14 protein-coding genes are annotated in these 14,731 nt (G+C 72.5%); 12 read left to right on the top strand and 2 right to left on the bottom strand.

Features of this window, described 5'->3' with window-relative positions; all coding sequences use genetic code 11:
* Positions 1 to 488: 488 nt before the first annotated feature.
* Entirely contained in the window at positions 489 to 941 is a 453-nt protein-coding gene (locus ACFV2J_RS36235) for a MarR family winged helix-turn-helix transcriptional regulator (RefSeq protein WP_385090162.1), read from the bottom strand.
* A gap of 206 nt (positions 942 to 1,147) precedes the next feature.
* Between ACFV2J_RS36235 and ACFV2J_RS36230 the strand changes: the two genes are divergently transcribed.
* The 10 genes from ACFV2J_RS36230 to ACFV2J_RS36185 all read left to right on the top strand — a co-directional run bounded on the left by ACFV2J_RS36230 (position 1,148) and on the right by ACFV2J_RS36185 (position 11,415).
* A complete protein-coding gene (locus tag ACFV2J_RS36230) occupies positions 1,148 to 2,182 on the top strand; it encodes a hypothetical protein (protein WP_385442713.1) in 1,035 nt (344 codons plus the stop codon).
* Between the two features lie 231 nt (positions 2,183 to 2,413).
* Entirely contained in the window at positions 2,414 to 3,319 is a 906-nt protein-coding gene (locus ACFV2J_RS36225) for an NAD(P)H-binding protein (RefSeq protein WP_385090156.1), read from the top strand.
* Between the two features lie 184 nt (positions 3,320 to 3,503).
* Positions 3,504 to 4,787: a methyltransferase domain-containing protein gene (locus ACFV2J_RS36220; RefSeq protein ID WP_385090153.1), complete on the top strand. Its 1,284-nt coding sequence runs from the start codon at positions 3,504 to 3,506 to the stop codon at positions 4,785 to 4,787.
* Positions 4,788 to 4,872: 85 nt separating this feature from the next.
* The gene (locus tag ACFV2J_RS36215) at positions 4,873 to 5,562 is read left to right on the top strand and encodes a M24 family metallopeptidase (RefSeq protein WP_385442709.1); all 690 of its coding nucleotides are present in this window, start codon (positions 4,873 to 4,875) and stop codon (positions 5,560 to 5,562) included.
* 159 nt (positions 5,563 to 5,721) lie between these two features.
* Positions 5,722 to 6,450 carry a DUF1684 domain-containing protein gene (locus ACFV2J_RS36210; protein WP_385442706.1) on the top strand — a complete coding sequence of 243 codons (729 nt, stop codon included), beginning with the start codon at positions 5,722 to 5,724 and terminating at the stop codon, positions 6,448 to 6,450.
* Between the two features lie 46 nt (positions 6,451 to 6,496).
* Entirely contained in the window at positions 6,497 to 8,017 is a 1,521-nt protein-coding gene (locus tag ACFV2J_RS36205) for an ABC transporter substrate-binding protein (RefSeq protein WP_385090147.1), read from the top strand.
* On the top strand, positions 8,017 to 8,982 hold the full coding sequence (locus tag ACFV2J_RS36200) for an ABC transporter permease (RefSeq protein WP_385090144.1): 966 nt from the start codon (positions 8,017 to 8,019) through the stop codon (positions 8,980 to 8,982). Before ACFV2J_RS36205 ends, ACFV2J_RS36200 begins: the two co-directional genes overlap by 1 nt.
* On the top strand, positions 8,979 to 9,857 hold the full coding sequence (locus ACFV2J_RS36195) for an ABC transporter permease (RefSeq protein ID WP_385090141.1): 879 nt from the start codon (positions 8,979 to 8,981) through the stop codon (positions 9,855 to 9,857). Before ACFV2J_RS36200 ends, ACFV2J_RS36195 begins: the two co-directional genes overlap by 4 nt.
* Positions 9,854 to 10,654, top strand: coding sequence for an ATP-binding cassette domain-containing protein (locus ACFV2J_RS36190; protein WP_385442701.1), 801 nt, complete (start codon positions 9,854 to 9,856; stop codon positions 10,652 to 10,654). Before ACFV2J_RS36195 ends, ACFV2J_RS36190 begins: the two co-directional genes overlap by 4 nt.
* Positions 10,651 to 11,415: an ABC transporter ATP-binding protein gene (locus ACFV2J_RS36185; protein WP_385090135.1), complete on the top strand. Its 765-nt coding sequence runs from the start codon at positions 10,651 to 10,653 to the stop codon at positions 11,413 to 11,415. The genes ACFV2J_RS36190 and ACFV2J_RS36185 overlap by 4 nt, the downstream gene beginning before the upstream one ends.
* 132 nt (positions 11,416 to 11,547) lie before the next feature.
* On the opposite strand, the gene ACFV2J_RS36180 is transcribed toward ACFV2J_RS36185, so the two are convergent.
* Positions 11,548 to 12,087, bottom strand: coding sequence for an AAA family ATPase (locus ACFV2J_RS36180; protein WP_385090132.1), 540 nt, complete (start codon positions 12,085 to 12,087; stop codon positions 11,548 to 11,550).
* Positions 12,088 to 12,282: 195 nt separating this feature from the next.
* Between ACFV2J_RS36180 and ACFV2J_RS36175 the strand changes: the two genes are divergently transcribed.
* A complete protein-coding gene (locus ACFV2J_RS36175; RefSeq protein ID WP_187285469.1) occupies positions 12,283 to 12,468 on the top strand; it encodes a CsbD family protein in 186 nt (61 codons plus the stop codon).
* A 594-nt stretch (positions 12,469 to 13,062) separates the two neighbouring features.
* Positions 13,063 to 14,613: a carboxylesterase/lipase family protein gene (locus tag ACFV2J_RS36170; protein WP_385095459.1), complete on the top strand. Its 1,551-nt coding sequence runs from the start codon at positions 13,063 to 13,065 to the stop codon at positions 14,611 to 14,613.
* Positions 14,614 to 14,731 lie beyond the last annotated feature (118 nt).

The following is a 14,731-nucleotide window of genomic DNA, read 5'->3' as shown; positions in this document are numbered from 1 at the left end:
GCTCCGGCCGTCCCGTGACCGGACGCGCGCCCGCCCGCACCCCCGAGGGGGCGTGGGCCGTCCCCCCCCCCCCCCCGCCGCGCCCCGCGGACCGCCGATAGAGACGCGGTGGGCGCGCCCCTGGGGGGCGGGGGGGTGGGGGGGCGCGCACCGGCCCTCGAACGGGCCTGACACCCTGTCGGGACCCAGGGCCTGTCGTTCGGATCATGCGGCGGGACGCGGTGCGTTCGACAAGGCACCGCGCCTCGGCCGCACCGGATCCGGACGGCGGGCCCTCGGGCGTGTTGTGCGAATCCCGCCCGCCTCTCTGCGCCTCAAGTGGCGTGCTCCGTCCGGCCGCCCGACGCGATCGCCTCCGTCGCACACCCTGATCGGCCCGTCTGCCGTCATGTCGTCCGCCGAGGGCCGCGGGCAGGGGAGTTGGGAGAGTCGGCGGCGCACCACCGTGGCGCCGCACGTGGTGATCGGCGGACCGGCGTTCCCGTGCCCTACTCGGCCCAGGGCTGGAAGCCGGTGTCGAGGACGGCCTTCAGGGACGCGCGCAGCCGGGCCGCCTCGTCGGTGCCGAAGTTCTCCTCGAACCGGGCCTGCACGGCCTTCCACAGGGGGAGCGCGGCCTTCAGCCGGGAGAGCCCGTCCGGTGTGATGGCGGCTATCCGTGCGCGGCGGTCGGTCGCCGACGGCTCGACGGTGACCAGGCCCTCCCGTGCGAGCGGCTTGAGGTTCGACGCCATCGTCGTACGGTCCATGGCGATCGCGTCGGCGAGGCTGGTGATCGTCATCTCGCCGTGCGCGCTCAGTCTCTGCAGGATGCTGAACTGCGTGGACCGGAGCCCGACGGGGGCCAGGGCCTTGTCGTACGTCGCCCCCAGATATCGGGCCGCCTTGCGCAGCGCCAGGTTGTTGCACTGGTCGGCGACGCTCGTCGGTGTGGGGGTCATGATCTCCTCCTGGGCTCCCCGTCCATCGTACGAGCTGATCCTCCCGTGCACGGCCGGTCCGGCGGTCCGAGGAGCCTGAGCGAGGGCTGGCCCCCCGGGGTACGCGTTTGCCGCCGAGCAAATAGGAGCATATGCTCCTAATGATCGGTGTGGCGTGCCTGTCCCGCCCGGTCCGTTCCCGCGCCCTCTCCCCAGAAAGCCCCGCCATGGAATCCCCCGTCGGAGCCGCGCCCGAGCGTGAGCAGATACGTTCGAGCGTGGCCGAGCCGCCCCGCTCCGTCCGCCCCCGGCCGCCGGTGAGGGCGTGGCTCCAGCCGGCCGTGATCTCCCTGGTCGTCGCAGCGGCCTTCATCTCCTGTTACGTCGGCCTCCAGCGTGATCCCCAGCCCCATCGGGTCCCGATCGCCGTCGCCGCGCCTCTCGCGTCGGGAGCGATCCACGAGGCCCTCGGCGACACCGTCGAGGTGCACCCGGCCGCCGACGCGGGCGCCGCGCGCCGGGCGGTGCAGGGGCATGACGTCGTCGCCGCGCTGAGTGCGGACGGTCCGGACGGGCTGCGCCTGGAGATCGCGGGGGCCGACGGCACGTCCACCACCTCGGCCGTGAAGACGCTCGTGGGCGCCTACGCGCACGGCGCGGGCAAGCACGTCACGACCGAGGACGTCGTCCCCTTCGCCCACTTCGACACCAGGGGACTGGCCGGCTTCTACATGGCCTTCGGCGTGACCCTGTCCGGCTTCGTCCTCGGCTCGAACGCGCTCGGACTGGCGGGCCTGCTGCACCTGCGCCACCGGTTCTGGCTGCTGGCCGGCGCCTCGGTGGCCATCGGCACCCTCGCCGCGGTCATCGCGGGCCCCGTTCTCGGTGCCGTCCCCGCCCCGGTCGCCCCGCTGGTCGTCACCCTCACGCTGCTGGCCGCCGCGGCGGCCTTCACCACCAAACTGCTGGGCACCTACCTCGGCCCCGTGGGCGTCCCCGTCGCCACCCTCCTGCTCCTCACCGTCGGCAATGCCACCAGTGGTGCCACCATCGGCGCCGATCTGCTGCCCACCGCGGCCCGGTCCGTCTCCGCGCTCCTGCCCCCCGGCGCCGCCGTACGCGCCGTCACCGATCTGAGCTATTTCGACGGCGCGCACGTCTCAGGTCCCGTGATCACGCTCGGCCTGTGGGCCTGCGTCGCGGCGCTCCTGCTCGCCCTGCGCCCCCGTCTGACGCGACAGCGCGCCCAGGGCGCCGTCTGAAAGCCGTCACGCCGGTCACGGTCACCCCGTCGCCGCCCGCCCCGACCGCACGGCACCCGCGCGAGGGCCGGCGGGGGCGGGGCCTCCTGGCAAGCGGGGCTCCGCGGGCCTCCATAGATTGGGGGAGGAGGACCGGAGAGGTACGCGACTCTCCCCCGGATCGGCTCGACCACCCACCCCCTCGCCCACCCAGTCACGCGCCCGCCCACCGATGCACCAGGAGGCCGACCGATGACCATCAACGACCTTGTTCTCCTCGCCAACGCCGGTGACGTGGGCCGCGGGGTGCTCGACCGACTGCGCGCCCAGGACGCGCCCGTCCGGGTACTGGTCCGCCACGACGACGACCGTGCGGACGGGCTGCGCGCGCTCGGCGCCGAGATCGTCGTCGGCGACCTGACCCGCCCGGAGAGCGTCGCAGCTGCGCTGCGGGGCGTGGGGAAGATGTACTTCGCGATGCCCGTGTCGCCGGACCACCTGCTGGCGACGACCGTGGTGGCCACCGTGGCCCGCGACTGCGCCGAGCTGGACGTGCTGGTCGACATGTCGCAGATGACGGTCTCGCAGATGACCGCCACCAGCACCACGGAGTCGGACCAGCAGCGGCTGCACTGGCTGGGCGAGCAGGTGCTGAACTGGTCGGGGCTGCCGGTCGTGCACATCCGTCCCACGTCGTTCCTGGACAACCCGCTCTTCACCACGCTGGCGGCACGGTCCATCCGCGAGAACGGCACCATCGCGCTGCCCTTCGGCACCGGGCGCACCTCGCCCGTCGCCGTCGACGACGTCGCCCGCGTGGTCGCCGCGGTCCTCCTCGACCCGGCTCCGCACATCGGCCACGTCTACGAGCTGACCGGTCCCCGCTCGATCGACATGACCGAGATGGCCGAGGAGTTCTCGCGCGCCCTCGGGCGTCCGGTCTCCTATGTGGACGTGCCGCTGGACCGGTGGCGGGCCGAGGTGCTCGCCCGGGCGGGACTCCCGCCGCACACCGAACAGCACATCGCCACCATGGCCCGGCTGCACCACGAGAACCGCTACGACCGGACGTCCGACGACGTCGAACGCCTGACGGGGAAACCCGCCCAGTCGGTCGAGACGTTCGTCGCCGCGCACAAGGACATCTACCTGGGCTGACCCGCTACGGGTCGTCGGCCCGGGGCGCTCCCGGAGGGGGCGACGGAGTGCCCCGCGCACGGCGGGGGACACCGGACGCGGCCGTCGACCGGACAGCGAATACGAACCAATCCGCACACATTGACTCGCATGTACGGTGTAATCACCCTGGTCTGGGTCGTATCTGCTGACTGGGGGCGAGGCTGTGGGCGTACTGGTGATGCAGCACCTGCGCGAAGAGGGCCCGTACGCGGTGGGCGAGGCGCTTGCGGCCGCCGGGCTGCGGATGCGGCCCTGCCGGGTGTGGGCAGGGGACCCGGTGCCCGAGAGTCTGGCCGGAGTCGAGGCGCTCGTGGTGATGGGCGGCCCGATGGCCGCGTACAGCGACGCCGGTTTCCCCACCCGGCACGCCGAACTCGACCTGCTGCGTGCGGCGTTGGCCGCAGAGGTGCCGGTGCTAGGTGTGTGCCTCGGTGCGCAGCTGCTGGCGGTGGCGGCGGGCGGCACGGCCCGTACGGGGTCCGGGGCGCAGGTGGGCTGGGGCGAGGTGCGGACACGTCCGGCGGCGGCCGGGGACCCGCTGTTCACGGGTACGCCCGAGCGGCTGCGCGTACTCCACTGGCACGCCGACACCATGGAACTGCCGCCCGGGGCGGTGCCGTTGGCGTCCTGTGAGCGGTATCCGGCGCAGGCCTTCCGTGTCGGCGGGGCCGCGTGGGGGCTCCAGTTCCATCTGGAGGCCGACGAGGCGGCCGTGGACGCGTTCGCGGCGGCGTTCCCGGAGGAGGCCGCCACCGCTCCGGGGCTGCGGGAGGCCGCGCCGGTCGAGCTGGCCGCACTGGCCCCGCACCGGGACCGGGTGTTCGGGAGGTTCGCGGCGCTGGTGGCCGCGCGGGCCGAACGCACCGCGACCCGGACCTTCTTCACCCCGAAGGCCGCTGCCTGGGAGACACGCTTCGCCGCCGACGGCCCGCGGTACGAGGCGGCCGTGGCCCGCCTGGGACTGAGCCCCGGCCAGACGGCCCTGGACCTGGGCTGCGGCACCGGACGTGCCCTGCCCGCCCTGCGTGCGGCGGTGGGGGACAAAGGGACGGTGCTGGGCGTGGACGTCACGTCGGCCATGCTCGTGACCGCCGCCCGCGAGGGCCGCGAGGGCCAGGGGTGTCTGCTGCTCGCCGACTGTCATCGCCTGCCGCTGCCGCCCGGCGCGGTGGACGGGATCTTCACCGCCGGACTGCTCGACCACCTCCCCGACCCGAAGGCCGCCCTGCGCGAGTGGGCGAGGGTCACCGCTCCCGGTGGCGCGCTGCTCCTCTTCCATCCCTCGGGCCGCGCCGAACGCGCCCGCCGCCACGGCCGCCCGCTGAGCCCCGACGACCCGCTGGGCGAGCCGAACCTGCGGCCCCTGCTGGACGGCAGCGGCTGGCAACTCGACCGCTACGAGGACGATTCGGCGTACTTCCTGGCGCGCGCGGTCCGCACCTGCTGAGGCGCCGGAGGAGCCCGCGCCCGCGGACTCGGCCGACGAAGGCGGGAACACACCAAGGCGGGAACACGCGACGAGGGGGAGACACATGACCGACGAGACGGCCCGTGCCGCACGGCTGCTGGACGCCCAGGCCAAGGCCGCCCGGCTCTTCGCCGAGATCGAGGCGAGGGGCCTGGTCGCGCCCGGGGAGGGCGAGCGAGCCGTCAGTGACCGGATCCGCGACCTGGCGAACGACCTGTTCGGTCCGACGCGCCACTGGCACAAGCGCATCGTCCGCTCCGGACCGAACACCCTCCACCCGTACCGGGAGAATCCTCCGGACCGGGTCATCGGCCGGGACGACATCGCCTTCGCGGACTTCGGCCCGATCTTCGAGGAGTGGGAGGCCGACTACGGCCGCACCTTCGTGCTCGGCGGCGACCCCGTCAAGCACCGGCTGCGCGACGACCTGCCCGAGGTGTTCGCCGCGGGCCGCCGTGCCTTCGAGGCCGACCCGGACGTCACCGGCGCCCGCCTGCACGCCGAGATCGCGCGACTGGCCACCCAGCGCGGCTGGGAACCGGGCGGGTGGCACGCCGGCCATCCGGTGGGCGAGTTCCCGCACGAGAAGATCGACGGCGCCGACATCGAGTCGTACATCGCCCCGGGGAACGACACCCCGCTGCGGCGTCCCGATCGCGCCGGACGTGTCTGCCACTGGATCCTGGAGATCCACCTCGTCGACCGGGCACGCGGCTTCGGCGGCTTCCACGAGGAGCTCCTCGACCTCGGCTGACCTGAGAGAACCGCCACACCGGGCTGTCTCACCATGTGACTCTGGCATTTGACATTAGATCCTCTTATGGATGATAAAGAAGTTGCTTTGGCCATTCATGTGCGCGGCGAGACCCTCGCGGCGTGAGGCCGGCGACCCGTCCAAGTGAATGAGTCCACCGTGTCCCACTCCCTCGCTGACCAGCCCCCCGTCGACGCCGTCGGACAGTGGCACGCCTGGCGCGCCGAGCGTCACCGGGCCCTCACCTCGCCGTCCGGGAACCTCGCCCTCGTCGAGACCCGCTGGCTCCCCGCCGGCGCGGACCCGGACGCGGAGAAGGCCGGGGCCGGTCGCGGCGACACCGTGACGGTCACCGCGCTGCGGCGTACGGATCTCGTCACCGGCGGGTCCGAGGACGGCCTGCGCTTCTGGGACGCGGACGCGCCCGCCATCCGCCACTTCGACCGGGTCGACGCCTTCCCCTACGACCCCGCCTGGGTGCTGCACGCGACCTACACGCCCGTGTCCGGCGCCCGGCGTGTGTCCTTCGAGCACATCAGGGACAACGGTGGCTCCCGCGACCTGGTCGTCCCCGGCGACATCACCCTCACCGTCGACGGCCGCGCGTACACCCTCAGCGCCTTCGACGATGACGGAACCCTGCTGCTCGTCTTCGGCGACCCCACCAACGGGGACACCACGTACGGCGCGGGCCGCTTCCTCTTCGTCCAGCGCACGGCGGACGAGCACCGCGTCTTCCTCGACTTCAACCGCGCCTTCGTACCGCCCTGCGGGTTCTCGGACCAGTACAACTGTCCGATGCCGCCGCGGCAGAACCGCTTCCACCTGCCCGTCGAGGCGGGCGAGAAGCTCCCCGTCTTCCGCGCCGGCTTCGCCGCGCAGCACTGACCGTCCCGCAGCCTCCCGCACCGCAGCACGAAAGCGCCTCCTCACCATGAGCATCAAGAAGACGACCCTGTACGGCACCGCGACGGCGGCCACCCTCGCACTGACCCTGACCGCCTGCGGCGGCTCCGGCACGGGCAGCGGTGCCACGGGCGGCTCCTACGACAAGAACGCCACCGTCAACATCGGCTCCCTCTACGAGCCGCAGAACCTCGACAACACCGCGGGCGGCGGCCAGGGCGTCACCGAGGCCCTCAACGGCAACGTCTACGAAGGGCTGTTCAAGCTCACCGACGACGGCAAGGTGGAGAAGCTCCTCGCCCAGGACTACAAGGTCAGCGGCGACGGACTCACCTACACCTTCACCCTTCGCGACGGTGTGAAGTTCCACAGCGGCAAGGCCCTCACCAGCCAGGACGTCAAGTACAGCCTGGAGAAGGTGCTCGCGGACGACTCCCAGTCCGCCCGCAAGAGCAACCTCGAGGTCGTCAAGGACATCGCCACCCCCGACCAGCGGACCGTCAAGGTCACGCTGTCGAAGAAGTCGATCTCCTTCGTCTACAACCTCTCCTACGTGTGGATCATCAACTCCCAGGCCAAGAACCTGAAGACGACCGAGGACGGAACCGGCCCGTACAAGCTGGGCAAGTGGACGCGCGGCTCGGCCCTCGGACTGAACCGGTACGCCGGCTACTGGGGCCACGCCGCCGCCAACCAGCAGGTCGTCTTCCACTACTACAAGGACGCCACGGCGCTCAACAACGCGCTGCTGACCAACGCCGTCGACGTGGTCACCAGCGAGCAGTCGCCCGACGCCCTGGACCAGTTCAAGAGCAACCAGAACTACAAGGTCAACGACGGCAACTCGACCACCAAGCTGCTGCTCGCCTTCAACGACAAGGCCAAGCCCTTCACCGACGTCAAGGTGCGCCAGGCCGTGTCCTCCGCCATCGACGACAAGAAGCTGCTGGAGTCGGTCTGGGCCGGCTACGGAAAGCCCATCGGCTCGATGGTGCCGCCCACCGACCCCTGGTACGAGGACCTCACCAAGGTCAACGCCTACGACCCGACGCACGCCAAGCAGCTGCTCTCCGAGGCCGGATACGCCAAGGGCTTCACCTTCACCCTCGACACCCCGAACTACGACCCCCACCCCACCGCCGCGACCTTCATCAAGTCCCAGCTCGCCAAGGTCGGCATCACCGTCAAGATCAACACGATCACGCCCGACGAGTGGTACACGAAGGTCTACAAGAACCACGACTTCACGGCCACGCTCCAGGAGCACGTCAACGATCGTGACCTCGTCTGGTACGGCAACCCCGACTTCTACTGGGGTTACGACAACAAGCAGGTCACGCAGTGGGTCGAGCAGGCCGAGGAGGCCTCCACCACCGCCGAGCAGACCGCGCTGCTGAAGAAGGTCAACGAGAAGACCGCCGCGGACGCGGCCAGCGACTGGCTGTACCTCTACCCGCAGATCGTCGTCGCGAGCAGCAAGCTCTCGGACTACCCGCTCAACGGACTCAACTCGCAGTTCTACGCCTGCGACATCAAGAAGAAGGGCTGATGGCGCGCTACCTCCTGCGCCGACTGGCCTTCCTCGTCGTGTCGCTGGCCCTGGCGAGCGTCGTGCTGTTCGTCCTGCTGCGCCTGCTCCCGGGCGACCCGGCCAACGCGCTCACCTCGGTGGGCGCCAGCCCCGAGCAGATCGCCGCGGCACGGCACTCCATCGGGTCCGACAGGCCGCTGCCCGAACAGTTCACGCACTGGCTCGGACAACTGGCCCACGGTGACCTCGGCACCTCCTTCGTCAGCGCACTGCCCGTCGGACCCGAGGTCACCTCCCGGCTCGACGTCACCGTCCCGCTGACCCTCGCCGCCTTCGTCCTCGCCGTCCTCATCGCGGTGCCGGCCGGGTTCGTGGCCGCGTACAAGCGACGCACCTGGTACGGCGCGCTCCTCAGCGGTGTGTCCCAACTGGGCATCGCCATACCGGTGTTCTGGCTCGGCATGATCCTCATCGCCGTGTTCGCGCTGAACGCGGGCTGGCTCCCGGCCGGCGGCTTCCCCCCGGACGGCTGGTCGCAGCCCGCCGACGCGATCCGTTCCCTCGTGCTGCCCGTCGTCACCATCGCCCTGGTGATGAGCGCCTCGCTGATCCGCTACGTCCGCTCCGCCACCCTCGACGTCCTCGGCAGCGACTACCTGCGCACCGCCCGCGCCCTCGGATCGTCCTTCGGGCGGGCCATGTGGCGGCACGGCCTGCGCAACAGCTCCGTGCCCGTGATCTCCGTCCTCGCCATCGAACTCGCCTCCACCCTGCTCGGCGCGGTCGTCGTGGAGTCCGTGTACGCGCTGCCGGGCCTCGGCTCGATGCTCGCCACCGGCATCGCCCAGCACGACTACCCCGTCATCCAGGCCGTCCTGTTCGTCTCCACGCTCGCCGTCCTGCTCATCGGATTCGTCGCCGACCTCGTCCAGCGGGTCGTCGACCCACGGCTGCGGGGACGACTCTCCGGAGGTGCCCGATGACCCCGCCCGACGTGCTCGCAACGGTGCCGGCGGCGAAGGCACCGCCGGGCCGCCGGCGATCCGGCCGTTCCGCCACGCTCGTCGTCGGCTGCGTCCTCGCCGGACTCATCGCCCTGCTCGCCCTGGTCTCCCTGTTCTGGCTGCCCTACTCCGCGGACGACACCTCCGGCGGACGGCTCGCCGGACCCGGCGGTGGACACCTGCTGGGCACCGACAAGCTCGGGCGCGACCTGTTCACCCAGGTCATGACCGGCTCACGGATCGCCGTCGAGGCCGGCCTCGGCTCGGTGCTCCTCGCCGCCGCCATCGGCGTCACCCTGGGCGTGCTCGCGGCGTTCGCGCAGGGCTGGCTCGACGACACGCTCTCCGCGTTCCTCGACATCCTGATCGCGTTTCCCACGCTGCTCCTCGCGATGCTCATCGTCGCGGCGCGCTCGGCGACCCTGGGTTCCGCGATCCTCGCGATCGGGCTGGCGCAGAGCGCCGTCGTCGCCCGCCTGGTGCGCATCCTGGTCAAACGGGTCCTGGCGCAGGACTACATCACCGCCGCCCGCACCTCCGGCACCTTCTGGCCGCGTACGGTGCTCGGCCACGTCCTGCCCAACATCTGGCCCACCCTCGTGGTCAACCTCGCCCTCCAGTTCGGCCTCGCCGTGCTGGCCGAGGCCGGCCTGTCGTACCTGGGCCTGGGCGCACCGCCGCCCAACGCCTCGTGGGGCCGCATGCTCCAGGAGGCGCAGGCCACCTTCACCACGGCCCCCGCCGGGGCCCTCGCCCCGGGCATCCTGCTCGTCCTGCTCGTGATCGGTGTCAACCTCATCGCCGACGGCGTGCGGGACACCCTCGACCCGGCGACCCGCCGGAGGCGCACATGACCCTCCTCGACGTACGTGGCCTGACCGTCGCCGCGGCGGACGGCCGGACCCTGGTCGACGACCTCTCCTTCACCGTGGCGAGCGGCGAACGGCTCGGGCTCATCGGCGAGTCCGGGTCCGGCAAGTCGCTCACCACCCTCGCCGTGCTCGGCCTGCTGCCCGACGGCATGACCGTCACCGGCGGCATCGACCTCGCGGGCACGCAGATCGTGGGGGCCACCGAGAAGACGCTCACCTCCGTACGCGGCCGGGACGCCGCCGTCGTCTTCCAGGAGCCGCTGACCGCGCTCGACCCGCTGATGCGGCTGGGCCGCCAGATCGCCGAACCCCTGCGCCGGCACACCGGTCTGAGGGGAGCGGCCCTGCGTGACGCCGTACGTGACGCGCTGGCCCAGGTGCGGCTGCCGGAACCCGAACGGATCGCCCGCGCCTTTCCGCACGAGATCTCCGGCGGACAGCGACAGCGCGTCGCCCTGGCCATGGCCCTGGCGTGCGCGCCCAGACTGCTGATCGCCGACGAGCCGACCACCGCGCTGGACGTGTCCGTGCAGGCGGAGATGCTCGACCTCCTCGACACCCTCGTCCGGGAACGGGAGATGGCGGTGCTCTTCGTCAGCCACGACCTCGCGGTCGTGGCCAGGGTGACCGATCGCGCCCTGGTCATGAAGGACGGCCGGGCCGTCGAGGAGGGCCCCGTCCGCACTCTCATCCGCTCCCCGCGCGAGGAGTACACCGAAGCGCTCGTGGCCAGCGCCCGCAGACTGCAGTCGGCCCTGGACCTGAGGAGCGCGCGGTGACGCCCGTACTGGAACTGAAGGACGTGGCGCTGCGCCACCGGGGGAGCGCCGCCAACGTCGTCGAGGACGTCTCGCTCACCGTCGAGGCCGGGCACAGCCTCGCCCTCGTCGGCGAGTCGGGGGCGGGCAAGACGACGCTGCTGCGGCTGCTGCTGGGCCTGACCCGCCCCACGGCGGGAAGCGTCCGCTTCGACGGCGCCGACCTGTCGCTGCGCGACCGGCGGCAGCTGCGCCGCTTCCGCAGCAGCGTGCAGTGCGTCTTCCAGGACCCCTACTCCTCACTCGACCCACGCCGTCGCGTGGGCGCCATCGTGGCGGAACCCCTGCGCTCGCTGGGCATCGACACCCGGGCCGGCGCGGTACCGAAGGCGGCGGCCGCCCTGGAGCGGGTCGGTCTGCCCGCCGACGCGGCGGACCGCTACCCGCACGAGTTCTCCGGGGGACAGCGGCAGCGCATCGCCATCGCCCGCGCCACGGTGTGCCACCCGCGGGTGCTGCTGGCCGACGAACCCGTCAGCGCGCTCGACGTCACCACCCGGGTCAAGGTCGTCGACCTGCTCGCCGACCTCAAGCGGGAACAGGGACTCACGATCGTGATGGTCTCCCACGACCTGTCGGTCGTCGCGTCCCTGTGCGAGCGCACCGCCGTACTGGAACGCGGCCACGTCGTCGAGCAGGGCGACACCGACCAGGTGCTGGGCGACCCCGCGCACCCCTACACCCGCCGTCTGCTCGACAGCGTGCCGAGACTGCCCGTCTGAACCGTCCCCGGACCAGGCCGGATCCGCGCACCGGTGGTCGTCCGCCGCCGGGCGGCCGAGTCCGCGGCCGGCGCGCGGTGCCCGGCATCCGTGCGGGCCCGCTCGTCGTCGTGCCGTCGCCCTGTCGTCCTGTCAGGCCCCGGGGGCGCCCTCGCTCAGGCTTCGCAGCCATGCGTCCGCTCGCCGTGGTGAGCTGAAGCGGATGACGTGGAGCGGTGCGAAGCGGGGATCGTGGGTGCGCCGGCCGATCTCAGACCGCCGTGCGCCGTGCTGGGACCAGGCCCACCAGGCCGGGTGGTCCCTTCTGAACCAGTCGGACAGAGTCTCCACGTTGCCGCCGAAGATGCGCTCGCGCAGCAGGGTCCGTCGCAACGACCTGCGCAGGATGCGGGGCATGATCACGGATTTCGGGTAGTCGAGCCAGATCACCGTGTCGGCGTGCGTCCACAGCAGATCGCGGACCTCCGGGTAGCCGAAGGAGTCGAAGACCCATCCCGGGGTGGCCGCGATCGTGGCCACCTGCTCCCGCAGGTCGGGGTTGGACGCCCACTGCGGGCCGGTGAACTTCAGCGCGTCCATCTCGTGGAAGGGCAACTGGAGCCGGGCGGCGAGGGCTTGGGCCATGGTGGTCTTTCCGGCCCCGGTGATGCCGGCCACGAGGATGCGTTTCACCGGGGAAGGCTACCCGTAGCGTCACCGTGCGGTCGGAGCGGGATGTCTCCCACGAGCGGGGGCGGAGCGCGTGGTCCCGGCAGGTCACGGGAGGTGGGCTTCCTCCCGTCGGCCGAGGCCCCCGCCCGCTCCGGATGCGGGAGCCGCGGACCGCCCCTAGCGTGGCAGGCGTATCCCCCCAACCAAGGAGTGATCATGGGCAAGAGTTCCATGGACAAGGCCAAGGGCAAGGCCAAGGAGATGGCGGGCAAGGCCACCGGCAACGAGCGCATGGAAGCCGAGGGCAAGACCGACCAGGCCAAGGCCAACGTCCGCGAAGCCGCGGAGAAGGCGCGCGGCAAGGCCGCAGGTGCTCGCGACTCACTCCGCGACAAGCACTGACCCGCTTCACCCCGCACGAAGGACGCCCCTCGGCCCCCGGTCGAGGGGCGTCCCTCTGCGCGCAGGAGCCGTCGGTCCGCGCACACCCCGACACGCTCGGGACGCCGGTCCCGCGGTCCGGGCCGGGCCTCCCGGTGCCGCACCGGCTCCGGGTCTCACCTGAACGGCCGAGGGCGGGGCTGGAACGCGGGGGAGGGCGGCGCCGGCCCGCGCCCACGTTCGCCGACAACTCCGCGCCGGGATCGGCCAGGCCGGCCCGGTCCGCATCCGGTGCGCCGATCGGCGACGACGGCGAGCCGTGCACGGGTTCCCCGGTGGCTGTGGCGGGCACTGGACCCGGGAAGGGAGCCGCGGGTGGTGACCGGCCCTGCGTGCGCCGGTGCGCACGGCACCGTCGCCGGCTCCCCGTCGCCGCCGGCCCCGGGCCGAACCGCCTCGGCGGGGGATGCCCGGCCGGGACCGGTGGCAGGGGACGGACGAGGCGGCCGGCCGGTGCGCGGGGCCCACGGCGCGGGGCCGCACGTACGACCGGTTCGGACCGCACGACAGGTCTCGACCGCACGACCGGTCCCGAACGTATGACAGGAGGACGGCATGAGGGGGAGGACGTCACGGTCCGGCGCGGCGGCGTACGTCGTGGAAACCGCCGGCGGCAAGGTGCGCGGAGCCGAGATCGGCGACGGCGTCCTCGGCTGGCGCGGCATCCCCTACGCGGCCCCTCCCGTGGGTGCGCTGCGCCTGCGTCCGCCGGGACGCCCCGAGGCGTGGAGCGGTGTGCGCGACGCCACGGCCTATGGGGCGCCCGCCCCGCAGCCGCCCATGCTGCTGCCCGCCGCGACGACCGACCCCCGGGCGGCCGAGGCACCCGCGCTGCCCGAACCGTCGGAGGACTGTCTCTACCTCAATGTGACGGCTCCGGCCGGTGCCGAGGACCGTCCCGTACTGCTGTGGATCCACGGCGGCGGCTACCAGGTCGGTACCGGCACCGACATCGCCGGGGACGGCGCGGTTTTCGCACGCGCCCACGGCGTGGTCGTGGTGACGTTCAACTACCGTCTGGGAGCACTGGGGTTCCTCGCGCTGGACGGGGAGGCGCACACCGGCGCCTTCGGCCTGCACGACCAGATCGCCGCCCTGCGCTGGGTCCGCGAGAACATCGCCGGATTCGGCGGCGACCCGGAGCGGATCACGCTCTACGGCCTGTCCGCGGGCGCCAAGTCCGTCGCCAACCTGCTCGCCTCGCCCCTCACCCGGGGCATGGTCCACCAGGCCGTCTCGTCGAGCGGCGGAGCCGACCACGTCGCCGACCGGGCCCAGGACGCCGCACTGTCCCGGCGGTTCCTGCGCGTGCTGGGAGCCGGGGTGGCGGACGACATCCGCAAGGCACCCGCGGAGGACGTCCTCGACGCGCAGAACGCGGTCGGCGAGGGGGTGCGGGCCGCCTGGCTGTGGCGCCCCTCCCTCGACGGACTCGCCCTCACCCGCAGGCCCTTGGACGCCCTCGCCGCGGGCGCCGCCGCGGGGGTCGCGCTGCTGGCCCAGACATGCGTCAACGAATGCGCGCTCTACCAACTGCTCTCTCCCGACGCGGCCGAGCAGGCGGACCGCGTCCTGGAGGAGTACTTCGGCGCCGCCGAGCGCGACCGCATCCTCGCCGCGTACACGCGGGACCCGTCCGAACCGGCCGGTGATCCGGTCCAGTTGCGGGTCGACGTGATGACCGACGAGCGGTACGCAATGCCCACGACGCGCCTCGCCGACGCCCAGTCCGCCCACGCGCCCGTCTGGCGCTCCCGGTACGACATGCCCCTGACCGGGCTCCCGCCGAGCGTCGCCCCCGGAGGGAGCCTGCCCGCGATCCACGGTACGGACGGCAACCCGATGTGGTTCGGCGGTCCGGGTGTCAACGGCCGGCTCCACGAGGCCTTCGGAGCCTTCGTCACCGCCGGGACCCCTTCCGCCGGTGGGCTGCCGGACTGGCCCGCGTACACCACCGGCCGGCGCACCACCATGATCTTCGGCCCCGCCGGGCCCCGCGCGGCCGACGACCCGCTCGGTGCGCGCCGTGCCGCCTGGCACGGCCGCGAGTGGCAGTCGGGGACCTGGTGGTCCCTCGACGACCTCGCCACGGGGCTGCACGGCTGACCGACCGACGTGTCCGTGAAGCTCCGGCCGGTGGGTGCGGCCCGTGAGGCCGCCCCCGCCGGCAGGGACGAGGACAGGCGCGACACCAGGCGCTTGTAAACCACTGACGCTTCCGACG

Source organism: Streptomyces sp. NPDC059668, assembly GCF_042734135.1.
GTDB lineage: Bacteria > Actinomycetota > Actinomycetes > Streptomycetales > Streptomycetaceae > Streptomyces.
Note: the sequence above shows the minus strand (reverse complement) of the source record. Positions and strands in the feature narration are given on the sequence as shown.